General features: G+C 64.2%; 20 protein-coding genes. 13 read left to right on the top strand and 7 right to left on the bottom strand.

The annotated features are described in order from the left end of the window. Positions 1-201: 201 nt before the first annotated feature. Positions 202-1,566 (bottom strand): MATE family efflux transporter, encoded by a 1,365-nt coding sequence (locus H6B31_RS04100; protein ID WP_204897336.1) that lies wholly within the window; start codon positions 1,564-1,566, stop codon positions 202-204. A 217-nt stretch (positions 1,567-1,783) separates the two neighbouring features. Here H6B31_RS04100 and H6B31_RS04095 point away from each other — a divergent pair, with 217 nt between their 5' ends. The 9 genes from H6B31_RS04095 (at position 1,784) to H6B31_RS04055 (ending at position 12,248) form a co-directional block, all read left to right on the top strand. Then, a complete protein-coding gene (locus H6B31_RS04095; RefSeq protein WP_204897335.1) occupies positions 1,784-2,740 on the top strand; it encodes a DnaD domain protein in 957 nt (318 codons plus the stop codon). Positions 2,741-2,744: 4 nt separating this feature from the next. Next, complete coding sequence (locus tag H6B31_RS04090) at positions 2,745-3,743, top strand: ATP-binding protein (protein ID WP_204897334.1); 999 nt, start codon at positions 2,745-2,747, stop codon at positions 3,741-3,743. 74 nt (positions 3,744-3,817) lie between these two features. Further along, positions 3,818-5,740, top strand: coding sequence for an NAD(+) synthase (locus tag H6B31_RS04085; protein WP_204897333.1), 1,923 nt, complete (start codon positions 3,818-3,820; stop codon positions 5,738-5,740). 1,084 nt (positions 5,741-6,824) lie between these two features. After that, the gene (locus H6B31_RS04080; RefSeq protein WP_346014032.1) at positions 6,825-7,457 is read left to right on the top strand and encodes a chromate transporter; all 633 of its coding nucleotides are present in this window, start codon (positions 6,825-6,827) and stop codon (positions 7,455-7,457) included. Next, the gene (locus H6B31_RS04075) at positions 7,454-8,047 is read left to right on the top strand and encodes a chromate transporter (protein ID WP_087289420.1); all 594 of its coding nucleotides are present in this window, start codon (positions 7,454-7,456) and stop codon (positions 8,045-8,047) included. The genes H6B31_RS04080 and H6B31_RS04075 overlap by 4 nt, the downstream gene beginning before the upstream one ends. 456 nt (positions 8,048-8,503) lie before the next feature. Beyond that, positions 8,504-9,877: a magnesium transporter gene (gene mgtE, locus H6B31_RS04070; RefSeq protein ID WP_204897332.1), complete on the top strand. Its 1,374-nt coding sequence runs from the start codon at positions 8,504-8,506 to the stop codon at positions 9,875-9,877. A 658-nt stretch (positions 9,878-10,535) separates the two neighbouring features. Next, positions 10,536-11,246 (top strand): azaleucine resistance protein AzlC, encoded by a 711-nt coding sequence (azlC, locus tag H6B31_RS04065; protein ID WP_204897331.1) that lies wholly within the window; start codon positions 10,536-10,538, stop codon positions 11,244-11,246. Further along, positions 11,243-11,569, top strand: coding sequence for a branched-chain amino acid transport AzlD family protein (locus H6B31_RS04060; protein ID WP_204897330.1), 327 nt, complete (start codon positions 11,243-11,245; stop codon positions 11,567-11,569). The genes azlC and H6B31_RS04060 overlap by 4 nt, the downstream gene beginning before the upstream one ends. A 40-nt stretch (positions 11,570-11,609) precedes the next feature. After that, positions 11,610-12,248 (top strand): DUF4230 domain-containing protein, encoded by a 639-nt coding sequence (locus H6B31_RS04055; protein WP_204897329.1) that lies wholly within the window; start codon positions 11,610-11,612, stop codon positions 12,246-12,248. A gap of 56 nt (positions 12,249-12,304) precedes the next feature. On the opposite strand, the gene H6B31_RS04050 is transcribed toward H6B31_RS04055, so the two are convergent. The 4 genes from H6B31_RS04050 to H6B31_RS04035 form a co-directional block, all read right to left on the bottom strand. Further along, positions 12,305-14,029, bottom strand: a complete 1,725-nt coding sequence (locus H6B31_RS04050) for a vWA domain-containing protein (protein WP_204897328.1) — start codon at positions 14,027-14,029, stop codon at positions 12,305-12,307. Position 14,030: 1 nt separating this feature from the next. Continuing rightward, the gene (locus H6B31_RS04045) at positions 14,031-14,951 is read right to left on the bottom strand and encodes an AAA family ATPase (protein ID WP_204897327.1); all 921 of its coding nucleotides are present in this window, start codon (positions 14,949-14,951) and stop codon (positions 14,031-14,033) included. A gap of 200 nt (positions 14,952-15,151) precedes the next feature. Then, on the bottom strand, positions 15,152-16,747 hold the full coding sequence (locus H6B31_RS04040; protein ID WP_204897326.1) for an ABC-F family ATP-binding cassette domain-containing protein: 1,596 nt from the start codon (positions 16,745-16,747) through the stop codon (positions 15,152-15,154). Positions 16,748-16,956: 209 nt separating this feature from the next. Further along, positions 16,957-19,098 carry an S-layer homology domain-containing protein gene (locus H6B31_RS04035; RefSeq protein ID WP_204897325.1) on the bottom strand — a complete coding sequence of 714 codons (2,142 nt, stop codon included), beginning with the start codon at positions 19,096-19,098 and terminating at the stop codon, positions 16,957-16,959. A 211-nt stretch (positions 19,099-19,309) separates the two neighbouring features. Between H6B31_RS04035 and H6B31_RS04030 the strand changes: the two genes are divergently transcribed. From H6B31_RS04030 to H6B31_RS04015, 4 genes are all read left to right on the top strand, one after another. Next, entirely contained in the window at positions 19,310-19,870 is a 561-nt protein-coding gene (locus tag H6B31_RS04030) for an RNA polymerase sigma factor (RefSeq protein ID WP_204897324.1), read from the top strand. Then, positions 19,867-20,475: a hypothetical protein gene (locus tag H6B31_RS04025; RefSeq protein ID WP_204897323.1), complete on the top strand. Its 609-nt coding sequence runs from the start codon at positions 19,867-19,869 to the stop codon at positions 20,473-20,475. The genes H6B31_RS04030 and H6B31_RS04025 overlap by 4 nt, the downstream gene beginning before the upstream one ends. Positions 20,476-20,749: 274 nt before the next feature. After that, entirely contained in the window at positions 20,750-22,669 is a 1,920-nt protein-coding gene (locus tag H6B31_RS04020) for a glucose PTS transporter subunit IIA (protein WP_204897322.1), read from the top strand. Continuing rightward, positions 22,666-24,099, top strand: a complete 1,434-nt coding sequence (locus H6B31_RS04015) for a 6-phospho-beta-glucosidase (RefSeq protein WP_204897321.1) — start codon at positions 22,666-22,668, stop codon at positions 24,097-24,099. Before H6B31_RS04020 ends, H6B31_RS04015 begins: the two co-directional genes overlap by 4 nt. 103 nt (positions 24,100-24,202) lie before the next feature. On the opposite strand, the gene phnX is transcribed toward H6B31_RS04015, so the two are convergent. Together phnX and H6B31_RS04005 are read right to left on the bottom strand one after the other, a co-directional pair. Further along, positions 24,203-24,976, bottom strand: coding sequence for a phosphonoacetaldehyde hydrolase (gene phnX / locus H6B31_RS04010; RefSeq protein ID WP_204897320.1), 774 nt, complete (start codon positions 24,974-24,976; stop codon positions 24,203-24,205). Beyond that, complete coding sequence (locus tag H6B31_RS04005) at positions 24,973-26,079, bottom strand: 2-aminoethylphosphonate--pyruvate transaminase (RefSeq protein ID WP_204897319.1); 1,107 nt, start codon at positions 26,077-26,079, stop codon at positions 24,973-24,975. Before H6B31_RS04005 ends, phnX begins: the two co-directional genes overlap by 4 nt. Positions 26,080-26,082: the final 3 nt, after the last annotated feature.

Below are 26,082 nucleotides of genomic sequence, written 5' to 3'. Positions count from 1 at the left end.
AAGAAACTTGGGGGCTTTTTTTAATTTTTCTGCAGGAAATTGAAAACTGAGGGGAAAAGATGGGGTGTTTCCCCAAAAAGCGAGCATTTTTTAAAGTTTTCTGAAATGATTCCGGCCCCGCCCGCAGAAAAACAGCCGCCCGAAGGCGGCTGTTTTTGGATCTGCTTTAATTGGCTCAGAAGCGGCTGTACAGGGGCGTCCTCACTGGTCGGCCACCGCTTTGCGCATCCACCGTCCGCTCTTCACCCGGGACAGGGAGACCGCCGCGCCGATGGCCCAGCCGGCGGGGATGGACCACCAGATGGCGTTGGCGCCCAGGGGGGTGAGGTAGGCCAGGGCGTAGGCGATGGCCACCCGGGAGAACAGGTTGGCCATGGAGCTGAAGGTGAAGGCCCCCATGTCTCCCGCCCCCCGGAGCATCCCGTTGGGGACGAACAGCAGGCCCATGAGGATGTAGAACACCGACACCGTGTGCATGTAGGCCAGGCCGTAGCCCAGCGCTCCCGAGGTGTCCCCCGGGTCCAGGAACAGCCCCAGCAGCTGGTTGCCGAACAGGAAGATCAGCACGGTGATGGTCAGGGAGAACATCACCACCATAAAGAGGGAGGCCTTCAGCCCCTCCTTCACCCGCTCGTACTTGCCGGCCCCGATGTTCTGGGCGGTGTAGCTGGACATGGCGTTGGAGAAGTTCATGTTGGGCAGCATGGCCAGCGTGTCGATTTTGGTGGCGGCGGTGTACCCGGCCACCAGCACCTTGCCGTAGGAGTTCACCAGCCCCTGCATCATCATCATGGACAGGGAGACCAGGGACTGCTGGAGCATGGAGGGCAGGCCGATCCGGGCGATGCGCTTCACCGCCAGCAGGTGGAACAGGGGGATCTTCTCCCCCTGCCGCCCCGGCTCGCAGGGCATGCGCTTCAGCCGCCGGATGAGCACCAGCAGGGAGCACACCGCGCACATCCCCTGGGCGATGAGGGTGGCCCAGGCCACGCCGGCCACCCCCATGTGGAACTGGATCACAAAGACCAGGTCCAGCACGATGTTGGTCAGGCTGGAGATCATCAGAAAGAGCAGGGGGGTGCGGCTGTCCCCCTGGGCGTTGTAGATGCCGTTAAGGGTGTTGTAGAGAAACAGGAACACCGCCCCGCCGAAGTAGATCTGTAAGTACAGCCGGGAGTCGTCCATGATGTCCGGGTCGGTGCCCAGCAGCTGCAGCAGGGGGCCGGCCAGCACGGTGCCCAGGGCCATGATGATGAGACCCAGCACGCTCAGGGAGATAATGGCGGTGGAGATGGTGGACTTCATCTCATGGATGCGCCCCGCCCCGAAGAGCTGGGAGACCACCACGTTGCTGCCCATGGACAGCCCCGAGGCCACCGCCACCGACAAAAACACAATGGGAAAGGAGGAGCCTACGGCCGCCACCGCGTCCTCCCCCACGAACTTTCCCACCACCATGGTGTCCACCATGTTGTACAGCTGCTGGAACAAATTGCCCGCCACCATGGGCAGGGCAAAGAAAAACAGCAGCTTCAGGGGCCGTCCCTCCGTCAGATTTTGAACCATATCCTCTCTCCTTTTCTCAGGTTCTCCGCCTCCGGCGGACCGGAGCCGGTTTTAAGGTAAGAGGTATTGTATACCGGAACCGGGAAAAAGTCCATGCGCGCGCAAGGAAAACGGAGAAAAATTTTGCCCCCCGCATCCGGTGCGGTTTCCTGTTTACTCCCGGCGGATTTTGCGGTAAAATGGGGGAGCATGCAGACGGGGAGAGGAGGAGAAAACCATGGCACAGCTGCTGACCCCGGGGAGCATTCTCGCTATGACCGACCAGGCGGCCGACCGCCTGATCAAACTGGACAGCGGGGACGCGGCCCTGCTGTACCTGCACCTGCTGCGCCGGGGGAGCCCGGAGGGGCTGCGATGGCCGGAGGAGCGGAAGCGCGCCGCCCTGAAACAGCTCCAGGACCAGGGGCTGGCCTCCCTCTCCCTCACCGCCGCCCCGGCGGCGCCGGAGGAGCCCCCGGAGGCCCCGCTCCCGGAGTACGCCCTGGAGGACATCAACGCCGCCCTGGGGGACCGGAGCTCCGCCTTCCCCGCCCTGGCCGACGAGGTGGAGCGGCGGCTGGGCAAGAAGCTCACCGCCAACGACCTGAAGGTGCTCTATACCTTATATGACCATCTGGCCCTCCCCGCCGAGGTCATCTGCCTGCTGGTGAACTGGTGCATTGAGGAGATGGAGCGCAAGTACGGGCCGGGAAGAAAGCCCTTCCTCTCCCAGATCCGCCGGGAGGGATTCGTCTGGGCCCGGAAGGGCATCGACACGGTGGACGCGGCGGAGCAGTATCTCCAGAAGCTGGCCCGCCTGCGGGGCCGGGGCGTTCAGGTGCTCCGGCTGCTGGACATCCCGCCCCGGCCCCTGGTGGAGCGGGAGAAGAAGTACATCGCCGCCTGGGATGAGATGGGCTTTGACGACGAGGCCCTGCGGGCGGCCTATGAGCGGACCATTATGAAGAAGCAGTCCCTGGACTGGAGCTATATGAACGGCATTCTCCGCCGGTGGCACGAGAAGGGGCTCCACACCCTGGCGGCCATCCAGGCGGGGGACCGGGACCCCCGGCCGGTCCAGGCGGCCCCCGTCACCCCCCAGAGCCAGGCGGCCGCCAGCCGGGAGGACCAGCGGGCCCGGGAGGACATGGAGCGCATCCGCCGCCTGATGGAACAGATGAAGCAGGAGGAGTGAGCAGATGGCATACGATCCCAACATCCTGCGCCGGGCCGCCGCCCGGCTGGAGGAGCAGAAGCGCCAGCGGGAGGACCGGCGGGAGGAGCTCCGGCGGAAGGCCTACGCCAGGGAGCCCCGGCTGGCCCAGCTGGACCGGCAGCTCCAGAGGACCATGGCCGAGCTGGCCTCCGCCTCCCTGCGCCAGGGGGGGGACATGCGACAGACCCTCCAGGCCGTCCGGGACAAAAACCTGGAGATCCAGCAGGAGCGGGCGGTGCTGCTGGGAGCCCTGGGCCTGCCCGAGGACGCCCTGGACGACAAGCCCGCCTGCCCCAAGTGCGGGGACACCGGCTGGCGGGGGGCCCAGATGTGCGAGTGCCTGAAGGAGCTATGCGCCCAGGAGCAGATCCAGGAGCTGTCCAAGCTGCTGGACCTGGGGGAGCAGTCCTTCGACGCCTTCCGCCTGGACTACTACAGCGACCAGCTGTGGCCCGGCCGGGCCTCCTCCCCCAGGACCAACATGGACCTGGTATACGAGGTGTGCCTGAACTACGCCCAGAAGTTTGGCCGCTTCCACTTTAAAAACCTGTTTCTCACCGGGGCCCCCGGTCTGGGCAAGACCTTCCTGTCCGCCTGCATCGCCCGCAGCGTGTCGGAGCAGGGGTTCTCTGTGGTGTACGACACCGCCGGAAACATCTTCGCCCAGTTTGAGAACCGGAAGTTCCAGCGGGACGCGGAGGGGGTGCAGACCGCCCGGGACGAGACCCGGCGGTACCTCAACTGCGACCTGCTGATCCTGGACGACCTGGGCAGCGAGCTCACCACCCAGTTCACCCAGTCCGCCCTGTACGAGCTCATCAACACCCGGCTGGTGAGCGACCGGCGGACGGTGATCTCCTCCAACCTGACCCCTGAGGACGTGGTGCGCCGGTATACGCCCCAGATCTCCTCCCGCCTGCTGGGGGAGTTCTACATCCTCCACTTTTTCGGGGACGACATCCGGCTGCTCAAGCGGAAATAGGCAGGTTGCTTTTCCACTTGGGTTGGGGTATGATACAAGTTGTGAAAGCGAGACCGCAAGGGAGGTTTTTCAAGATGCGGGACGGATTTGTAAAGGTAGCGGCCGGCACCCCCAAGATCCGGGTGGCCGACTGCCGCTATAACGCGGAACAGATATTTACCCTCATGCGGGAGGCAGATAAGCAGGGGGTGCGGGTGCTGTGCCTGCCCGAGCTGTGCCTCACCGGCTACACCTGCGGGGACCTGTTTCTCCAGGACACCCTGCTCCGGGGGGCCGAGGAGGGCCTGAAGACCATTCTGGAGGCCACCCGGAACCTGGATATGGTGGCCGCCGTGGGCCTGCCGGTGCGGGCCAACAACAAGCTCTACAACTGCGCCGCCGTCATCCACAAGGGACAGATTCTGGGCCTGGTGCCCAAGACCCACATCCCCAACTACGGGGAGTTCTATGAGAGACGGTGGTTCGCCTCCGCCGCGGACAGCAGCTTCCTCGACTGCACCATGGAATTCGCGGGCCAGGAGGTCGTGGGGCTTTCCCCCTACCAGATCTTCAGCTGCAACATGCCCAATCTGGTCCTTGGGGTGGAGATCTGTGAGGATCTTTGGGTCGCCGATCCCCCTTCCACACGCCTATGCGCCCAGGGGGCCACGCTGATTCTGAATTTGTCCGCCAGCGACGAGGTGGTGGGCAAGGCCGACTACCGGCGGCAGCTGGTGACGGGCCAGTCCGCCCGGCTGGCGTGCGGCTATGTGTACGCCGACGCGGGGGAGGGGGAGTCCTCCACCGACCTGGTGTTCGGCGGCCACAACCTGATTGCCGAAAACGGCTCCCTGCTGGCGGAGCGGCGGTTTGCCACCGGCCTCACCGTCAGCGAGATCGATGTGGACCGGCTGGCTTATGAGCGCCGGCGCATGACCACCTTCCCCGCCGGGGGAGAGTATGCCTACTCCAACTATTTCGAGCTGGAGCTGGGCAAGACCAAGCTCACCCGGTATGTTTCCCCCAACCCCTTCGTGCCTGAGGACGCGGGGGACCGGGCGGAGCGGTGCAACGAGATTCTGAAAATCGCCGCTCTGGGCCTGACCAAGCGCCTGGAGCACACCCGGGCCAAGACCGCCGTGGTGGGCCTGTCCGGCGGCCTGGACTCCACCCTGGCCATTCTGATTACCGCAGTGGCCATGAAGCTGCTGGACCGGCCGGCCAGCGACATCATCGCGGTGACCATGCCCTGCTTCGGCACCACCGACCGCACCCGGGACAACGCCATGGAGCTGGCAGAGCGCCTGGGGGCCACCCTGAAGCGCATCGACATCGGCGAGGCGGTGAAGGTCCACTTCAAGGACATCGGCCAGTCCATGGAGGACCACTCCGTCACCTTTGAGAACGGCCAGGCCCGGGAGCGCACCCAGGTGCTCATGGACATCGCCAACCAGACGGGCGGCATGGTCATCGGCACCGGCGACCTGTCCGAGCTGGCCCTGGGCTGGGCCACCTACAACGGGGACCACATGTCCATGTACGCGGTGAACGCCGGCATCCCCAAGACCTTGGTGCGCCACCTGGTGTCCTTCGTCTCCGACGACAAGGGCAGCGAAGACCCCAAGCTGTCCGCCGTGCTGGACGACATTCTGGACACCCCCGTCTCCCCCGAGCTGCTGCCTGCCGTGGGGGGCAAAATCAGCCAGAGGACCGAGGACCTGGTGGGGCCCTATGAGCTCCACGACTTCTTCCTGTACTACGCCATCCGGTGGGGCTTCTCCCCCAAAAAGGTGTTCCGTCTGGCGGAGTACGCCCTGGGCGACCGGTATGACCGGGCCACGATTTTGAAGTGGCTGAACAACTTCTACCGCCGGTTCTTTACCCAGCAGTTCAAGCGCTCCTGCCTGCCCGACGGCCCCAAGGTGGGTTCTGTCACCCTGTCCCCCCGGGGCGACTGGAGAATGCCGTCGGACGCAGTGGCCGCCCTGTGGATGGCAGAGCTGGAAGAATTGCAGTAACGTTTCCCCCAGTCGCCCCGGCCCGCGAAGCGGGCCCGCGCCGAAGGCGCGTCCAAGCGTTTTCGCCATGGGCGAAAACCTTGCCGCAGGGCGGATTCACTCCGCCCGAGGATTTCAAATATCCGGGTCCCCACGGAACGCGGAGCGTTTCGTGGGGCGACTGGAGAATGCCGTCCGACGCGGTAGCCGCCCTGTGGATGGAGGAACTGGAAAGTTTGAATTAACAGGGGATTTTGCCCTGCGGGGCGGGGAAGAGGGTTCCGCCGCCCCGGCGGCGGGTTCCTTTTCCACGTGGAAAAGGAACCAAAAGACGCTGGGGAAATTCACAGGGGCGAACTTCGTTCGCCATGTTGAATTCCCCCAGACCCCCGTTTTACGGGGGGCGCCAATTAGGCGGGTTTGTTCCTCGTCGCAAAGGCGCGGGATGTTCAGCTGAATGCCTGTTCCTCGTCTTTCGCTGCCGCTCACGGGGCGGTATGTGAGAGTCAGAAACTCCCTTTGTTGAAAGAGCCTTTGTTGCGGTGGGGCTCAAGTTGTGCGGTCTGGAAATGCCGGGCGGCCCGGTGTGCCGTCCCTACGGTATATGCAGAAGCGCCCCGTCCTTTCGTAGGGGCCGGACACTGGCCGGCCCGCCATATTGAAGAAGGGAAAGCGGCGCGTCCGGGAGGCCGCGCCCTACAGGGGCGAATTCCCGTTGTGGCGGGCGGCCACATGGGGCCGCCCCTACGGCAGAAATCAGACCGGGAGCGTTGGCTCGGTAAAGCCAGGCGTACTCCTTGAACCGCACCAGTTCTAATTTTTACAAACCCAGGGCCCAGTGGCCCGGCGGGAATTTAGAGCGTCACTCAGATTTTGCGCGCCGGAAATGCCGCACAACCTATCAGGAGGGCGTCCTCCGTAACGGGGTCCGGGGAAAGCGGCCTATGGGCCTAGGCGGAGCGAAGCAGAGCCGTAGCCCATAGGATGCGTCCCCGGTGGCGTTTTGCCTTCTTTTTCGCCATGGAAAAAGAAGGTCGCCGCCCGCAGGCGGTGAAATCCCCCCTCTCTTAAAAAAGCAAATAAGAAACCTGGGTATTCTTACTCAATGAAAAAGGATGTCATACCATTGAATCTCTATTTCGATCTGTTTCTGACCTTTGCCAAGGTGGGCGTGTGCACCTTCGGCGGAGGCTATGCCATGCTCCCCATCCTCCAGCGGGAGGTGGTGGAGAAAAAAGGCTGGGCCACCGAGGAGGAGCTCACCGACTACTTCGCCATCGGCCAATGCACCCCCGGCGTCATCGCCGTCAATACCGCCACCTTCATCGGGCAGAAATACCGGGGCAACCTGGGGGGAACTATTGCCACTCTGGGCGTGGTGTTTCCCAGCCTGGTGATCATCACCATCATCGCCGCCTTCCTCACCAACTTCGCGGAGATCCCGGTGGTCCAGCACGCCCTGGCCGGCATCAACGCCGCCGTGGTGGCCATGATCGCGGTGAGCGTCCTCAAGCTGGGCAAGAGCACCGTGAAGGACGCCCCGTCTGTGTGCATTTTCCTGGCGGTGCTGGTTCTGTCCGAGCTGGGCGGGCTGCTGGGCGTGGACGTCTCCACACCCCTGGGCCAGGCGCTGGACCTCCTGTCCTCCCCGGCTGTGCTGGTGGTGCTGGCCGGAATCACAGGGCTGCTGCTGGCCCGCCTCTCCGGAAAACAGAAGAGAGGGGGTGAGGAGAAGTGATCTTCCTGCGCCTGTTTTTTGAGTTTTTCAAAACCGGACTGTTCTCCATCGGCGGAGGACTGGCCACCATCCCCTTCCTCCAGGACATGGGAGAGGCCACCGGCTGGTTTACCAACCAGGAGCTTACTACCATGATCGCCGTGTCCGAGTCCACCCCCGGCCCCATGGGGGTGAATATGGCCACCTATGTGGGCTACCACATGGGCTGCAACACGGTGCTGGGACCCGCCGGAGGAATCCTCGGGGCGGTGATCGCCACCTTGGGCCTGGTGGCCCCCTCCATCATTGTCATTCTCATCATCGCCCGCTTCCTCCAGAAGTTCCGCCACAGCAGGACGGTGGAGGCTGCCTTCCAGGGGCTGCGTCCCGCCTCCACCGCGCTGATCGTGGTGGCCGGACTGAGCGTAGCGTTCTCCGTCTTCTTCGGGCTGCCCAGCGTCTCCTTCACCGGCATCACCGGCGTGGAGTGGAAGGCGGTTGTCCTGGCTGCGGCGGTATTCGCGGCCATGAAGTGGTCGCCCCTGAAGAAGCTCCACCCCATCTGTTTCATCCTGTCCGCCGCCGTCATCGGCGTGGTCTTCCAGTTTTAAGGGGAGCGGGAAAAAATCCGATTCCTTCCCATGAAAATCCAGCCCGGGCGGGCCGCGAAAGAGGCGGCCCGCCCGGATTCTTTTCATAGATTTTTCTTGAATTGCCCGCCGGGGCTGTGCTATACTAGCACCGTGAAAGTCCGCGCTTCTTCCCGCTGCGGCGGGAGGAAGAAATATGGCGCAGAAAGGATGTGGAGCCTCCATGGAAGGCCGAAGTCGCCATCGGGAGCAAAAAGATTGCTGTCACGAACGGAATGCGGCGGAGCCGAGCCCAGAGGCTCCTGCTCCCGCCGCCTGACGACCCACCAGGGGAGCGGCCTGGCCGGAGCGGTCCGGCCCCGGTCCCGTGGTGCGCTTTTCCCGTTTGTAACAGCCACAGGCGCGAGGCGCCCTGTGGTTTTTTTGTGTCCCGCTTTCACCCAACCGTTCAGATCAATTTGAAAAGGGGAGAGCCTGATGCAAGAGAAATATGAGCTGGAACAGCTGATGGAGCTGGTCCAGACCAAACAGTTCCGCAAGCTGCGCTCCATTCTCATGGAGATGAATGAGGTGGACGTGGCCGAGTTCCTGGATGAGCTGGGACCGGAGGAGACCATTCTGGTGTTCCGCCTGCTGCCCAAGGAGCAGGCCGCCGAGGTGTTTGCCGAGCTGGAGGACTCCGACGACCAGGAGCGGCTCATCAACGCCCTGAACGACAAGGAGCTGCGGGAGGTGCTGGACGAGCTGTACCTGGACGACACGGTGGACGTGATCGAGGACATGCCCGCCAACGTGGTCTCCCGTATCCTGCGCAACAGCGACCCTGCGTCCCGCAGCCAAATCAACCAGCTGCTCAACTACCCCAAGGACTCCGCCGGCTCCATTATGACCACGGAGTACGTGTTCCTCCACCCGGACGCCACGGTGGAGGAGTCCTTCGCCCGCATCCGCAAGGAGGGCATGGACAAAGAGACCATTTACACCTGTTACGTCACCCAGAACCGGGTGCTGCTGGGTGTGGTCACGGTGAGACGGCTGCTCCTGTCCGCCTATGAGACCCGCATCCGGGACATCATGGAGACCAACGTCCTGTCCGTCAACACCCACGACGACAAGGAAGACGTGGCCCAGATGCTCAACAAGTACGACCTGTCCGCCATCCCCGTGGTGGACGGGGATAACCGCCTGGTGGGTATCGTCACCTTCGACGACGCCATGGACGTTATCGAGGAGGAGACCACCGAGGACTTCGAGAAGATGGCCGCTATCCTCCCCTCGGATAAGCCCTACCTGAAGACCGGCGTATTTGAGACCTGGCGTTCCCGCATCCCCTGGCTGATGCTGCTGATGCTGTCGGCCACCTTCACCGGCATTATTATCACAAAATTTGAGAGCGCCCTGGCTGCCTGCGTGGTGCTCACCTCCTTCATCCCCATGCTCTCGGGCACCGGCGGCAACTCGGGTTCCCAGTCCTCGGTGGCGGTCATCCGCGCCCTGTCCCTGGACGAGATCGACTTCTCGGACCTCATCGCCGTGGTGTGGAAGGAGAGCCGGGTGGCCATACTGTGCGGGGTATGCCTGGCCTGTGCCAACTTTGTGAAGATGATGATCGTGGACCGGTGGCTGATGAACAACCCGGCCGTCACCCCCGTGGTGGCCCTGGTGGTGTGCCTCACCCTGGTGTTCACCGTGCTGTGCGCCAAGGTGGTGGGCTGCACTCTCCCCATGGCGGCGGAGAAAATCGGCATAGACCCGGCGGTGATGGCCTCTCCCTTCATCACCACCATCGTGGACGCCCTGTCCCTGCTTATCTACTTCTTCTTTGCCACCCATCTGCTGACGCTGTCCTGATTCACTGGGAGTTCCGCCGCCCCGGCGGCGTAGAGGCAGGGGTCCGCCCTGCGGGGCAACTCACCTTCTCGCGTCTGCAACAGCATATCGCCGGTTAACGGATAAATTTTTGAGATGCGGCGGGAGGGGCAAGCCCCTCCCCTACGCAATTCTCCAATAAGTTCCTCCCCTAGGCGGGGGAGCCTCGAACAGCGGGCGGCCAAACGGGGCCGCCCCTACAGAGAGGGAGAAATCTCCTGGGGCGGGCGGGTGAGGACACCCGCCCCTACGGAGGGAAACGAACCGGGTACGTTGATTCGGACCACCCAGGCGCAGAAGCGGAATCGCACCGGTCACAATTTTTCTTTCGCTCAGGCCCCCAGTGGGGCCGGACGGAACCGCACCCAAGCACTCCTGATTTTGCGCGCCGGAAACATTGCAAAATGTGACAGGTACGCGTCCCCCGTAATGGGGTCCGGGGAAAGGCGACTATGAGCACGAAGTGCTCATCGGAGCCGTCCCCGGTGGCGTTTTGGTGACTTTGCCGCCGTGGGCAAAGTCACTCGCCGCCCGCAGGCGGCGAAACTCCCCTGCGTACAAAACCCCGGTCCGAAACCCACTCCACAGGGTAAAATCCACGGCGCAGAAGAATAACTATCCTTATGAGGTGATGACCCCCATGAACCGCTATGAGACGCAGCTCCGGGCCCTCCGGGCCGCGTTTCCCTATACCATCCCCATTTTTGCCGGCTTCTGGTTCCTGGGCCTGACCTACGGCATCTACATGAACGTGTCCGGCTTCTCCTTCCTCTACCCCATGCTTATGAGCCTCACCATCTTCGCCGGGTCGGTGGAGTTTATCACGGTGAACCTGCTGCTGGGGGCCTTCAACCCCCTCCAGGCCCTGTTTCTCACCCTGATGGTCAACGCCCGGCACCTGTTTTATGGCCTGTCCATGCTGGACAAGTTCCGGGGGCTGGGCTGGAAGAAGGTCTACTTAATCTTCGGCATGTGCGACGAGAGCTTCTCCATCAACTACACCGCCCAGATTCCCCCCGATGTGGACCGGGGGTGGTTCATGTTCTTCGTCACCCTATTGAACCACTTCTACTGGTTCTCCGGCTCCACCCTGGGGGGGATCTTTGGGGGGCTCATCCAGTTCAACACCGAGGGGCTGGACTTTGTGATGACCGCCATGTTCGTGGTCATCTTTCTGGAGCAGTGGCTCAAAGACAAAGACCACACCAGCGCCCTGGTGGGGCTGGCCGCCTCGGCGGCCTGTCTGGTGTTTTTCGGACCGGACGACTTTATCATCCCGGCCATGCTGGCCATTCTGGGGGTCCTCACTCTGCTGCGGGGGACCCTGGAGCGAAAGGGGGCGCTGGCATGACCCTGACACAGCAGATCATCACCATCGCCATGGTGGTGCTGGGAACCATGATCACCCGCTTTCTTCCCTTTCTGATCTTCCCCGCGGGGAAGGAGACCCCCAAGTACATCCAGTATGTGGGCAAGGTGCTGCCGGCGGCGGTGTTCGGTCTGCTGGTGGTCTACTGCCTGCGGTCGGTGGACCTGTTCTCCGGCAGCCGAGGCCTGCCCGAGGCCATCTCCATTGTCCTGGTTGTGGCCCTCCACCTGTGGAAGCGTCAGATGCTGCTGTCCATCGCCGGGGGCACCGTGTGCTACATGCTGCTGGTGCAGCTGGTCTTTTGACGGCCCTTTCCCCTGAGACGAGAGAAAAGGAGGCGCCTATATGGCGGACAATACCGGAATCCACCCCCTGCGCTCGCTGAAAAGCGGCGTGTCTCTGATCCTGGCCGGCGTGGCGCTGGCGGCGGTGTGCTTCGGCGCGGGCTTCTTCACCGGCGGCCGCTCCCAGGAGGAGGCGCCCCAGCTGTCGTCTGTCACCGTGGAGCACCAGCTCCAGCAGATCAGCCGGCTGGCCACCACCCAGTACGCCTATACCAATATGGGGCAGTTTGAGCGGGGAAGCGACTTTTACGGCGTTCGGATCCCCTTCACCACCAGCCGGTTTATCGTGTCCTACAGCGGGGTCATCACCGCCGGGGTGGACCTGAGCCAGGCCCAGGTGGAGGTAACCGGTGAGCAGGTGACCGTCACCCTCCCCGCAGCCCAGATCCTCTCCCATGAGATTGACCCGGACAGCCTGGAGGTCTTCGACGAGACCCGCAGCATCTTCAACCCCATCACCATTGAGGACTACAGCGGCTTTCAGGCCGATCAGCAGGGGGAGATGGAGGAGAAGGCCCTCCAGGCCGGCCTCCTCACCCAGGCCCAGGACCAGGCGGATGTGGCGGTGACCGGTCTGCTCACCCCCCTCCTGGACGAGGGGCAGGCCCTGGAGGTCCGGACGGCAGAGGCGGAGACATAACAAAAACAAACAAAAACAGCTTGGCGGACGCCGGTCCGTCAAGCTGTTTTTTGTTTCTACATGGCCTGGATGCGGCCCTGAATGAGCTTGCCCACCGCGTCGGCAAACCAGCCGATGGAGGGGATGCGCAAGAGCTCCTTGCCGTAGATCTGCCGGGCGTTGGGCAGCTCCCGGTCGCTGCCGGTGAAGATGCACACGGGGGAGAGGCCGTGCTTGCGCAGCTTTCCCGCCTCGTCGGCGGCGTCCTGGACCCCCAGCTTGCCCCCGTAGTCCCGGCCCCCGGGGAGCATGCCCGGGTTGGGGATCTTCTGGTCGTCGTTGGGGTTGGCGTCGGACAGGAGAATGAGGAGCCGGTGGTCGCTCTGCTCCCGCTCCATGAGCCAGTCCATGGCCCGCAGCGCCAGGCCGTCCCGGTTCCACCCGGCGGACACATAGTCGAAGATAGCGCCGTTCTTCCCCGCCTCCTGATAGTCCCGGAAAATGCGGATCACGGTGCAGCCGCTCACCGAGCAGAAGGAGGACACCCGCACCGGGATCTGACACCGGGTGAGGGCGGCGGCAATTAAATAGGCCTGGGTGGACAGCTTCTCCTGCTGCTGGTTCTGGGAGGCGGAGGCGTCCAGCAGGATGTCCACCGACAGGTCCCCCAGCTCGCTCTGCTGCCGCTGGACAAACACCCGGCCGTCCTGAAGGGCGCCCGCCCGCCAGGCCAGGCGGGGCTGAAGGCTGCCGGCCCGGGTGCGGCTGTCGGTGACGTCCGACTGGAGCAGGATGGTATTTTGCAGCTGCTGGGCCAGCTGGGAGAGGATGTGCTGGTTCTGCACCAGGCGCGCCTGGTAGTATGCCCGGTTCTTCTCTCGCTGGCGCTGGAACATGTCCCGCTCCCAGGCGGTCTCCTTGCTCACGCTTCGGGCGGGCAGCACGCCTTTGGTAAAGTGGAGGCGGCAGTTTTTGTGGTTTCCGGTGCACAGGGCCTTCTCCGCCGCCGCCGTTTCCGAGGGGGGAAACATGGACACCCCGAAGCAGTTCTCCACATATTCCCGCAAAACCTGCTCCCGGGTCTGACCCTGGCCCAGGCGGAGAAGGAAATTTTTCTGCCAGAAGCGCTTCCGGCCCTCCTCCTCCACCGGCCCGCCGCCGGGCTCCCCCAGGCGGCGCAGGGCATTGCCGCTCACCAGGCCGCTTCGCTTCTTGCCCTTGTGGAAGATGTCCCGGCCGGCAAAGGCGGCCCACTGCCGGTCGGTGACGCTCCGCCGGGCCCGGTGGAACCACTTGTGCAGGAGGGCCTCCATCCGGCCGGTGAGCTCCTCCTCGCTACAGCCCACGGGGAAGGTCAGGTCGTCCAGCACCCCCTTCTCCCAGGAATCCTCCTGGGCAGGGTCCCCCAGGGCCCGCCGGAACCACAGCCAGCGCAGGTTGTGGATGCCCTCCCGCTCGGCGGACTTCCGGGGCTGGGCCGTCACCTGGAGGGCGTACTGCCGCCGCAGGTCCTCCAGCACCGGCCGGTCCGCCGCCGCCCGCCGGAAGACCACCCCCTCCAGGCCCAGCCAAAACAGGTCGGTGTAGAAGGCCCCGCTGGTCTGGCTCTGGAAGGTGTTGAACAGGGGCCTGAGCCGCTCGTAGTCATAGAGGCGGTACACCAGGCCGATGATGGTGTTGAAGTACAGGTCCGCCTCGCCGTCCGGACGGTACATCTGAAAGTCGGACCGAAGCTGGTAGTTCTCCGCCCCGTTCCAGAACTGGTTTTCCGCCCGGCGGCTCTCAATGTCTTCCCGGTCCATATCAGCCCTCGAACAGCTTGGAGCGGTCCGCGTCCCGGGGGATGCGGGCCCACACCGCGTCGGCCACCAGCTGACGCTCGAAGGGGTCGAAGGCCTTGTTGATGATGCCCAGCTCCAGGGCCTGGCCGGAGGGGATACCCTTTTCCATCAGGTGCAGGGCGGACAGCAGCCCCCGCAGGTCCAGGGCCTTGGTGGAGATCTCCGAGCTGTCGCACTTCTGCCGCAAATCCCCAAAGAGGGCAGAGAACTGCTCCACCCAGGTGTGCTTCATCTGGGGGAAGCCCCGCAGCAGCAGCTTTTCCAGGTTCTCCGGGGAGATCACCGGCATGTCCATGACCACGAACCGGGACACCAGGGCCTCGTTCAGCTCCCGGGTGCCGGCGTAGCCGTAGTTCATGGTGCCGATGAAGCGGGCGGCGTCGTCCAGCACGATCCGGTCATACCCGGGCACGTCGATGACCCGACGGAAGTCCAGGGTGGCGTGGAGGACGGCCAGGGCCTCGTTCTTGGCCATGTTCACCTCGTCCAGCACCCCGAAGCCCCCCAGCCGGGCGCACTTGGAGATGGGGCCCTCCCGGAACACCACCTCCCCGTCCTTCAGGGTGTCCGCCCCCACCAGGGAGGCCGCGTCCACATTTACGTACATGGACACGTCCCAGCTGGGCCGGCCGAAGGCGGCGGCCAGGTTCTCGGCCAGCACGTTCTTGCCCGTGGCCTTGGGGCCGGCCAGCAGCAGGTGCTGTCCGCACAGGAGGGCGGCGGCCGCCCCCTCCCAGATCTCTTTTCCGTAGTATAAAAAGCGGGGGGTGGGGACCCGCCCCCGGGCCTCCTCCGGCACCGGGTGGGAGGCCCGGAAGGCCTGCATCTCCTCCAGCAGGCCCTTGTCCACGCCCTCGTCCGCTAATTCCTTCCAAATATCCATGGTACAAACTCCTCATGTATGCCTCGGCCCGCGTCCGCCGCCTGGAGGCAGCCTCCAGGGCTCTGCGGGCCCGTTCCGTATTGTACGCCCCAGGCGGAAAATGCGCAAGGGGGATCGTCAGAATTTTCCACAAGCCGGTAGGGCAAAAAAGCTCCGCCGTCCCAGCGGGGACAGCGGAGCTCCTTTTCAAACCGGCGGGTTTACTCCGCCTTCTGGCTCTCCAAATATTCGTCGTAGGTCATCATCCGGTCGATGAGCTTCCCGTCCGGGGTAAAGTCAAAGATCCGGTTACACACGGTCTGGATCAGCTGGTGGTCGTGGGAGGCCACCAGCACGTTGCACTTCACCGCCTCCAGGCCCTTGTTCAGGGCGGCGATGGACTCCAGGTCCAGGTGGTTGGTGGGCTGGTCCAGCATGAGCACGTTGGCCCCGGAGAGCATCATCCGGGAGAGCATGCACCGGACCTTCTCGCCGCCGGAGAGAACCTTGACCGGCTTATATACCTCGTCCCCGGAGAAGAGCATCCGGCCTAAAAAGCCGCGGAGATACTGCTCCTGGGGGTCGCTGGAATACTGGCGCAGCCACTGCACCAGGTTGTCGTCGTTGTCCTGGAAGTAGGGGGTGTTGTCCTTGGGGAAGTAGGAGAAGGTGGCCGTCTGGCCCCACTTCACGGTGCCCTCGTCGGGCTCCATCTCCCCGGCCAGGATCTTGAACAGGGCGGTGTGGGCGTTCTCGTTGTCGCCCACAAAGGCGATCTTGTCCCCGTGGCCCACGATGAAGGACACCTTGTCCAGCACCTTCACCCCGTCGATGGTCTTGCTCACGTCGGTGACAAAGAGGATGTCCTTGCCCACCTCCCGGTCGGGGGAGAAGGCCACCCAGGGGTAGCGGCGGGAGGAGGCGGGCATCTCCTCCACGGTGAGCTTGTCCAGCAGTTTTCTCCGGGCGGTGGCCTGCTTGGACTTGGACTTGTTGGCGGAGAAGCGGGAGATGAAGTCCTGGAGCTCCTTGATCTTCTCCTCGTTGCGCTTGTTCTGGTTCTTGATAAGCTGCTGCACCAGCTGGGAGGACTCGTACCAGAAGTCGTAGTTGCCCACGTACATCTTGATCTTGTTGTAGTCAATGTCCACGATGTGGGTGCACACGGTGTTCAGGAAGTGCCGGTCGTGGGACACCACGATGACGGTGCCCTCGAAGTCCAGCAAAAAGTCCTCCAGCCAGTTCACCGCGTCGATGTCCAGGTTGTTGGTGGGCTCGTCCATCATCAGCAGGTCGGGATTGCCGAACAGCGCCTGGGCCAGCAGGACCTTCACCTTCAGCCGGGCGTCCAGGGTGGCCATGTCGTTATAGTGGAGCTCGGTGCCGATGCCCAGGCCCTGGAGGATGCGGCTGGCGTCGCTCTCGGCCTCCCAGCCGCCCAGCTCGGCGTACTCCTCCTCCAGCTCGCAGGCCCGCATGCCGTCCTCGTCGGTCATCTCCTCCTTGGCGTAGATGGCCTCCTTCTCCTTGCCGATGTCATACAGGCGCTGGTTGCCCATGATGACCGTGTCCATGACGTTGTAGGCGTCGTAGGCGTTCTGGTCCTGCTTCAGAACCGACATGCGCACGTTGGGCAGGATGGACACCTCGCCGGTGCTGGGCTCCAGTTCCCCGGAGAGGATCTTCAGAAAGGTGGACTTGCCGGCGCCGTTGGCGCCGATGATGCCGTAGCAGTTGCCCCGCAAAAACTGCAGGTCCACGTGGGAGAAGAGCGGGGTGCCGCTGTAGTTCAAGCTCAGATCGGTGACCGTGATCATGGTAAACTCCTTTTTTCAATTCAATCCAAAAACAGAGTAGTAAAGCGACGCGAATGCGTACAGCGTCCATCTTACCATATTCCATCCGGTTTGAACAGGGGAGAACGGAAAAAATCCGCCGCATTTTTCCATAAAAATTCCGCTTTTCTTGTGAGAAAAGCGGAATTATGGCCGATTCTATCTCAGTTCCGGGGCGCGGGCCGGGCAGCTCACCACGCCAACAGCTTGTGGAGCATCACGGCCCCCTCCGCCCGGGTGGCGGTCCGGTCTCCCGCCCAGGCGCCCTGGACCATGCCGATGCCCTGGGCCAGGGCGGCGTAGCCCAGATCCTCCGAGGGGATGGCGGCCTTGTCCGTGTAGGAGCAGGTGTAGATGCCCGTCAGCTGGGCGGCGGCCGTGAGGCCTTCGGCGTTGAGGAGCAGCTTTACCGCCTGGCTCCGGGTGAGGGGGGCGTCGTCCTGGCGCTGGGCGCGGGTGAGGGCCCCTGTGCGGTAGGCGGCGGCGTAGGCCATGTCCCGCTCCTGCCGGGTGGCGGCGGCGGGGGCCAGGGGGTAGTTCTCCACGCTGAAGAGCAGGGCCACCATGTCCCACTGGGTCATGGCCTGCCCGGGGGCAAAGGTCCCGCCGTCGTAGCCCACGTTGTACCGGGCCAGGGCCTCAATGGCCCCCCGGGCCCAGTGGCCGGACAGGTCGGAGTAGGTCAGTCCGGATGCGGCGGCGGTCTCCCGCTGGACAGGTTGGCCGGTCTTGGCGTCCACCCCCAGGCAGGAGCCCTCCCGGTCCAGGCCGTAGCCCAGCTTCAGCCGGTAGAAGGCGGTCAGCCCCAGCTGGAGGTAGGGGGCGGCCTCGGGGTCGCCGGCGGAGAGCTTCTCCGGCACCTGGAGATAGCCCAGGGTCACGGTGTAGGTACCCATCCAGGCGTCCAGGGCGGTCTGGGCCGAGACGATGCCGTCCGGGCTGTCGAAGGTCACCCCGTCGTCATAGGAGTAGGAGAGCCCGCAGATAGAGCCGTCCTCCGCCGATACCTCCACCCCGTAGAAGTGATCCGGGAAGAAGTACCCGTTCTCCTGCCGGGCGAAGGTGAAGGAGTAGGTGCTTTGGACCTCCCCCTGGGGTCCCTGATACAGGGCCAGCTTGGGGGAGCGGTCGGGGCAGAAGCTCTGGAGGAAAGCGGACGTCTTCTCCTGGGCCTCCGCCTGGGTCAGGCTGGGCTTCTGGTCCTCATCCCAGGGGAGGTAGGACCACAGGTCCTCCACCTGACCGGTCTTGGCGTCCACCGTGAAGGTGCGGGAGGCGGTCCCATTTTCTCCGGGCAGCAGGTAGCGCAGGGTGCACAGCACCTGCTCCTCCCGGGCCTCGGCCGCCTCGATCAGACGGTAGGAGGCGGAGGAGAGGGTGTAGTCCCCCAGGCCGTACTGGGACACCGCCCGGAGCTGTCCGTCCAGGGCCTCCTTGGACAGAACCCCCTCCAGCTTCTGGATGCCCTCCTGCTCGGCCTGGGACAGGCCGTTCTCAGGAGTTCCGGCGGCGCTGTCTCCGCTGGAGCTGCCGCCGCCCATGCCCATGCCGCCCATGCTTGCTTCCAGCTCGGTCAGGTTCACCAGCGCGCCGGTCTGGGCGTCCACGTAGTACTCGTCCCGGCTGTCGGGCACATAGCGCAGCACCGCCTGGGTGCCCCCGTTCTCAGGCAGGACGTACTCCAGCTTCAGGGACAGGGAGCTTTTCAGGCTCTGGGCGGCCGCCTGGGCGGTCACGGCGGGAGCTGGACTGGGCACGGTTCCCAGGTAGGTCCCGTTGGACACATCCCGGTGGAAATTGGTCACCTGGCCGCTCCCGCCGTCCACGGTGATGGAGCAGTTCAGGGGGGAGGGCAGGCCGTGAAAGAGAATATTGCCGGAGAAGCGGTACTGGTTCCGGCCCAGTCGGTCAGAGCCGGAGGGCTCCTCCAGCTGGACGGACTCCAGGCCGGGGGAGAGCACTTTGTCCAGAAAGGCCTGGGCGGTCTCTTTGGCCTGGGCGGGGTCGCCGCTGGGGTAGGAGGGCAGGCCGGCGGAGCCCGCCTCCTCCTGGGACAGGTAGTACCCGGTGATGGTCCCGTCCTCCAGGGCGTCGATGGACAGGGTGCCGGTACTCCCCTCCCAGTACAGGGACCACTGGCTCACCAGCGTCTGGTCGTAGCACTCCCCGTAGAAGGAGCTGTACTCCGAGGTGTCCAGGTCCAGGGTGTCCTTCACCGCCTGGGTGACCTGGGCCAGGCGGGCGTCCTGCGTGCTCTCATCCGCCGCCGCGGCGGGCAGGACCAGGGAGGCCGCCAGCGCGGCGGCCAGAACCAGGGTTGCGGTGCGTTTCATCATAATCCCTCCGTTTCATTGGTGTGTCCGGGCTGTCTTCTACTGGTATCCTATCATACTTTTAGACGAAACAAAACGGCCCAGGTTGCACAAATTTAATGAAAACTTAAAAATTTTCTCACCTCGTGCAACTTTTCCCAGGGTGCGTCGTCTTTTATAATAGAGAAAAGAGCCGCCGGAGCGTCTCCGGCGGCCGGAGGGGGAGCGTACCATGGAGGATCAGCAGATCATCGAGCTGTACTGGGCCCGGTCCGAGCAGGCCATCCGGGAGAGCGAGACGAAGTACGGGGCCTTCTGCCTCTCCATCGCCCGGAACATTCTGGCTCAGGAGCAGGACGCGGAGGAGTGCGTCAACGACACCTGGCTGCGGGCCTGGAACGCCATGCCGCCCCAGCGGCCGGGCATTCTGTCCGCCTTCTTTGGAAAGCTCACCCGGAATCTGTCCCTGGACCGGTGGCGGTACAACCGGGCGGCCAAGCGGGGCGGCCCCCAGGTGGAGACGGCCCTGGAGGAACTGGGGGAGTGTCTCCCCGCCCCCGGCCGGCCGGAGGACCACCTGGAGGAGCGGGAGACCGCCGATCTCATCTCCCGGTTCCTCCGGGAGCAGCCCCAGCTGGACCGGGTGCTGTTTCTGCGGCGGTACTGGTATCTGGACTCCGTCGCGGCCCTGGCGGAGCGGTTTTCCATGAATGAGAACACGGTCAAATCCAGGCTTCACCGCACCCGCCTGCGTCTGAAGGAAGTCCTGCTGCGGGAGGGGGTGGCGGTATGACTCGGGAAGAACTGCTGGAGGCCATCGGCCGGGTGGACGACGACCTGATCCAGGAGGCGGAGGACTGCCGTCTCCCCGTGGGCAGACACCGCTTCACCCACTGGAGGCCCCTGGCCGGCGGGCTGGCAGCCTGTCTGGTGCTGGCCGCAGTGCTCTATCTGCCCTTCGGCATGAGCGGCGGCGGAGACAACACCACCTCCGGCGCGGCGGGGAGTTCGTCCGCTGCCCAGGAATCCCAGACAGATCATTCGGCCGGAACCGCTCAGGACAGCGGCTCCGGCTCGGGGAGCGGCGCGGCGCTGCCCGGGGAGCCCTCCGCTGGAGACGAGAGCTCCGGCGGCGCCTCCTCACAGGAGGGGGGCGCGGCCCAGGATGTGCTGCGCACCCCCGCGGGGGAGTATACCCTCACCGGCGAGATGGCCTCCGCCCTGCCGGAGGGCAGCCGCCAGCTGGGCGTGCTCTTCCTGGAGGGGGAGGACAGCCAGGACCAGCTGTACACCACCCGCCGGGAGTACGCCGGGTGCATGCTGTGGGAGGGGCCGGATGGAACCCTCTATGTAAAGCTCCCCGGAAACGGGTATGCCCTGGCCCGGCCGGCGGAATAGCTCCATCGCCCGGGTGGAGGCACAAAAGCTGTATCCCAAACCATGGAGAAATCCGCTGGAATCAGACGATTCCAGCGGATTTTTTTCGCCAGGGGCCAAACAAGGCCGGCCTTGCCGCTGAAAAATACCGGTCCCGCGGCGGAATTGTTCCGTGCTTTGTAAAATTTGCGCCCTCCAGGGAAATACTACGGAGGTATTTCATATCCGCCTCTGCCGTCTGGCGGGGCGGAGGCCTGCCGCGCCTGCGGCGGGCGGCTCAAAGGGAGGGAATGGGATGTCAGCCAACATCCGTGATTACGCCAAGCTCGCCGCCGAGATCCGGGATCAGGTGGGCGAACAGAATATTGTCAGCGCAGCCCACTGCGCCACCAGGCTCCGCCTGGTTCTGAAGGAGTCTCCCCCCGCCGAGGTGACCAAACGCATCTCCGAACTGCCCGCGGTGATTCAGGTGCTGGAGAGAGGGGGACAGTATCAAATCGTCATCGGCGTCCACGCCAAAGACGTATATGAGGAGCTGGTGAAACTCCTGCGCCTGGACGAGTCGGCTCAGCTCGCGCAGAAGCAGGGAATCCTGGCCCGGGTGATCGCCACCATGTCCGCGGTCTTTGCCCCCTTTGTCTATATTCTGGCGGCCGCCGGACTGGTGCAGGGGGCGCTGATCCTCCTGACGCAGTGGATTCCAACCTTTCCGGACACCGGGACCTACGCCGTGCTAAGCTTTATCTCCTGGACCCCTTTCACCTTCCTGCCCGCAATGATCGCGGTGACGGCCTCCAAGCACTTCAAATGCAACACCTTCATTGCGATGTGGTGCTGTCTGGCCCTGGTCAACGCCGACTGGGGCGCGCTGGCGGCCCGGATCGCCGGCGGAGAGACCATCCGATTCCTGGTCTTTCCCATGGCGCAGACCACGTATACCTCCACGGTGCTGCCTCCGCTGTTCCTGGTGCTGGTGCTGTCCTATCTGGAGCGGTTTCTGGACCGGCGCCTGCCCGATGTGGTGAAGGCCATCGGGACCCCCTTTCTCTGCGCCGTCATTATGGTCCCCCTCACCATTTTGGTGATCGGCCCCCTCTCCGACGCCGCGGCGAACGGCATCGCGGTGGCGTATAATCAGCTGGCCCGCACCGTTCCCATGGTGGCCGGGGCCCTTGTGGGAGGAATCTGGGAGATCTTCGTCATCTTCGGGGTCCACTGGGGCGTCACGCCCATGAACATCGCCAATTTCAACGCCAACGGCCGCGATACCTTTCAGGCCTTTCAGACCTGCGCCGTGGTGGCCCAGGCGGCCGCCTGCTTCGGCGTGGTGCTGAAGACCAGACGGCGCGAGATGAGGCGGGTGGCCTTCTCCGCCGGCCTGACCGGCATATTCGGCATCACGGAGCCAGCCATATACGGCGTGACGCTGCCGCTGAAAAAGCCGTTTATCTGCGGCTGCGTCGGAGGGGCGGTGGGTGCGATCGTCCTGAGCCTGTTTGATACCATGTACTACGTCTACGCCGGTCTGCCCGGGCTTCTCACCACCGTCAACGCCATCAGCGCCCAGAACCCCATGTCCTTCCCCGGCATGCTGCTGGGGACCCTGGCCACCATCGTGGTCACCATCGCGCTGGTACAGGTCGTGGGCTGCGGGGAGAGCCCGGGCTCCGGGGATGCGGCAGACGCGGCGCCTTCCGGCCCGGCCCGCGCCCCTGCTCCACAGGAGGCGGGGGAGGTCACGGTGTGCTCCCCCCTGAGCGGAACGGTGGTTCCCCTGTCCCAGGTGAAGGACCCCACCTTTGCCCAGGGAATCCTGGGGGAGGGGGCCGCGGTCCAGCCCAGAGAGGGGAAGCTGTACGCCCCCTTTGACGGTACGGTGCTCAGCATTGCGGACAGCAGGCACGCCATCCACCTGCTGGGCCCCAACCAGATGGAGCTGCTCCTCCACATCGGGCTGGATACGGTGGAGCTGGGCGGGGCGGGCTACACCGCCAGGGTCAAGGAGGGGGACCGGATTCGGACCGGCGACCTGCTCGTGGAGTTCGACCTGGAGGAGATCCGCCGGAAATACGATCCCATCACACCGGTTTTGGTGACCAACGCCGAGGAGTTTGCGGCGGTCGAGTTGTGGAGAAGCGGCGGCTCTGTGGAGGCGGGGGAGCCGCTTCTGCGGGTGAGAAATGAACAGGACGGCGATTTGGAGGGGACGACATGAGTTTTCCGGAACATTTTTTATGGGGCGGCGCGGTGAGCGCCGGACAGCTGGAGGGGGCCTGGGATGAGGACGGAAAGGGCGTCAGCGTGACCGACGTCCTCACCGGCGGCAGTTCCGGCGTGCTGCGCCGCATCACAGACGGCGTGCTGCCGGGAGAGCGGTACCCCAACCACGAGGGGATCGATTTCTACCACACCTTTCGGGAGGACATTGCCCTTCTGGCGGAGCTCGGCCTCAAGTGCTTCCGCACCTCCATCGCCTGGACCCGCATTTTTCCAAACGGCGACGACCCCCAGCCCAATGAGGCGGGCCTGCGGTTTTATGACGCGCTCTTTGACGAGCTGCTCAAATATCACATTGAGCCGGTGGTCACCCTCTCCCACTTTGAGATGCCCTATCACCTGGCCCGGAACCACGGCGGCTGGCTGAGCCGGTACACGCTGGAGTGCTTTGTCCGCTATGCTACCACGGTGATGGAGCGGTACAAGCACAAGGTCCGGTACTGGATGACCTTCAATGAGATCAACAACCAGAGTAACACCGGCCTGGACCTGTTCGGCTGGACCTGCTCCGGAATCTGCTTTTCGCAGCTGGAGCGCCCCAGGGAGGCCATGTACCAGGCGGTCCACCACCAGTTTGTGGCCGGCGCCGCCGCGGTCAGGGCGGGCCATGAGATCAATCCGGAATTCCAAATCGGATGCATGTGCGCCTTTGTGCCCGTGTATCCCTACTCCTGTCATCCGGACGATGTGATGGCGGCCGTGGAGTGCATGCACGAGCGGTTTTATTTCTCGGACGTTCAAGTCCGGGGGCACTATCCGGCCTTTGCCCGGCGGCAGTGGGAGCGGGAGGGCTGCCGGATCGCCATGGAACCGGGGGATGAAACAATCCTGGCGGAGGGGCGGGCCGACTACCTTGGCTTCAGCTACTATATGTCCAATACGGTCAGGGCCCAGGGGCAGGGGGGCTCCGCAGCCCGCTTGGACGGCGGATTCCCCAATTCTGTGGACAACCCCTATGTGGACAAGAGCGACTGGGGCTGGCAGATCGATCCGACGGGCCTGCGGTACGCCCTGGTCACCCTGTATGAGCGGTACGAGGTCCCCCTGTTCATTGTGGAAAATGGGTTCGGGGCCATAGACAAGCTGTCGCCGGACGGGACATGCCACGACCCCTACCGGATCGACTATCTGAGATCGCACATCGCCCAGATGAAAAAGGCGGTGGAAGAGGACGGGGTGGACCTGATGGGGTATACGCCCTGGGGGTGCATCGACCTGGTCTCCTTCACCACAGGGGAGCTCAAAAAGCGGTATGGCTTTCTCTACGTGGATCGGAATGACGACGGCAGCGGGAGCGGGAAGCGGTACCGGAAGGACTCCTTTTTCTGGTTTCAGAATGTCATCCGGACCAATGGCGAGGCGCTCTAGCGCCACAGAAAACAGGAGCTCGAAAAACAAAAACGCTGGAATCCGAGGATTCCAGCGTTTTTTGCCTAGGAAAGTGGACCGGCGCCTGTCCGGCGGGCGGCGGTCATCCCAGCATATGGAGAAGCTCCGGCAGCTGGGACAGGTTGTTCAGCACAAAATGGGCACCGGCAGCGCGGAAGGTCTCCTCCGCCCGACGGCAGGCGGCCCGGCGCTCCTCCGGGGGGAGGGCCTCATACTCCCCCTGGCTCAGGCCCAGGACGGAGCTGCCCTCGACTACCCCCACCGACCACACCCCGGCGCTGACTCCCTCCTGGATGTCGGAGACGGTGTCCCCCACCTTCACGGCGTTTTTCACGCTGGAGACCTCCAGCGCCTTCAGGTTTTCAAAAATCATGTAGGGATAGGGGCGGCCCTTGCCGCCCACCCCGTCGGGGCTGATCCAGAAGTCGGGGGCGTAGCCCAGCTGGGCGGCCTTGGGGACAACAATGTGCATCATGGAGTCGGTATAGCCGGTGGTGGAGCCGATCTTCAGCCCCATCTCCCGCAGGGCGGCCGCCGTCTCCACCGCAAACGGCTTGGGTGTGGAAAACTGGTCCAGGATGGAGAAGAGCTTGGGCTCAAACTGGGCGTACACCGCCTCCACGTCCTCCTCCCCGGCGGGGCGGCCGTGGGTCTCCTCCCAGGCCCGGGCGATGCGCTCCATCCGGAGCATGGTGCGGATGTGGTCCCGCTTCAGCATGCCCATGGGCTTGCGGGTCTCCTCCAGGGTGACCGGCACGCCGTGGTGGGCGAAGGCCTCCTGAAAGGCCTGGACGGGGGCGAAGCAGCCGTAGTCCACGGTGGTGCCCGCCCAGTCAAAGATGACGGCCTGGATCATGCGATCTCCTCCTTATGGGCGGCCAGGAAGCCGGCGATGATGGCGGTGAGCTTCTCCATGTCCTCCGGGTAGATCTCCCCGATGTTGCCCACCCGGAAGGTGTCCGCGTCGGTGAGCTTGCCCGGGTAGAGGACGTAGCCCCGCTCCTTGATGTAGGTGTAAAACTGGGAGAACTGGAAGGACACCCCGGCGGGGTAGAAGAAGGTGGTGATGATAGGCCCCTGGTGGCTCCCGTCGATGTAGGGGGTGAAGCCCATGGCGCGCATCTTCTCAATGAGCAGGCGGTTGTTCTCGGCGTAGCGGCGGTGCCGGGCGGGGATCCCTCCCTCCTCCTCCAGCTCGTCCAGGGCCTTGGAGAAGGCCAGCACCACGTGGGTGGGGGAGGTGAAGCGCCACTTGCCGTCCTTCTCCATCCCCTTCCACTGGTCCAGCAGGTCCAGGGACAGGGAGCGGGCCTTGCCCTCGCTCTCCAGCAGCTTGTCCCGGCGGCACAGGATGAAGGAGAAGCCGGGCACCCCCTGGATGCACTTGTTGGCGCTGGACACCAGGAAGTCGATGCCCCAGTCGGAGACGGGGATGTCCACCCCGCCGAAGGAGGACATGGCGTCCACGATAAAGGTCCGTCCAGCGTCCCGGACCACCTTGCCCACGGACTGGATGTCGTTGAGGATGCCGCTGGTGGTCTCGCTGTGGACCATGGCCACGTGGGTGATGGCCGGGTCCTGGGCGAGCAGCTGGGCGACGCGGGCGGGGTCGGGGATGCGGTCATAGTGCTCCGCGTAGTGGACATAGGGGATGCGGTTGCGGTCGCAGATCTGGGTCATGCGCACCCCGTAGGCCCCGTTGGAGCAGATGAGGACCTTGTCCTCGTCCCCCACCACGCTGGAGAGGACGCTCTCCACCCCGAAGGTGCCGCTGCCCTGCATCAGAACAACGGTGTAGTCGTCCTCGGACACGTGTCCCAGCTGGAGCAGCTGGCAGCGGATCTTCTGGGTGACGGCCTTGTAGTCGTCATCCCAGGTGCACCGGTCCACCAGCATCTCCTCCTTCACCGTGTCGGTGGTGGTCAGGGGACCGGGGGTCAGCAGTTTATAGGTATTCATGGT

Source organism: Pseudoflavonifractor capillosus (assembly GCF_016899775.1).
GTDB lineage: Bacteria > Bacillota > Clostridia > Oscillospirales > Oscillospiraceae > Lawsonibacter.
The sequence above is the reverse complement of the archived record's forward strand: the minus strand, read 5'-3'. Positions and strand labels throughout refer to the sequence as shown.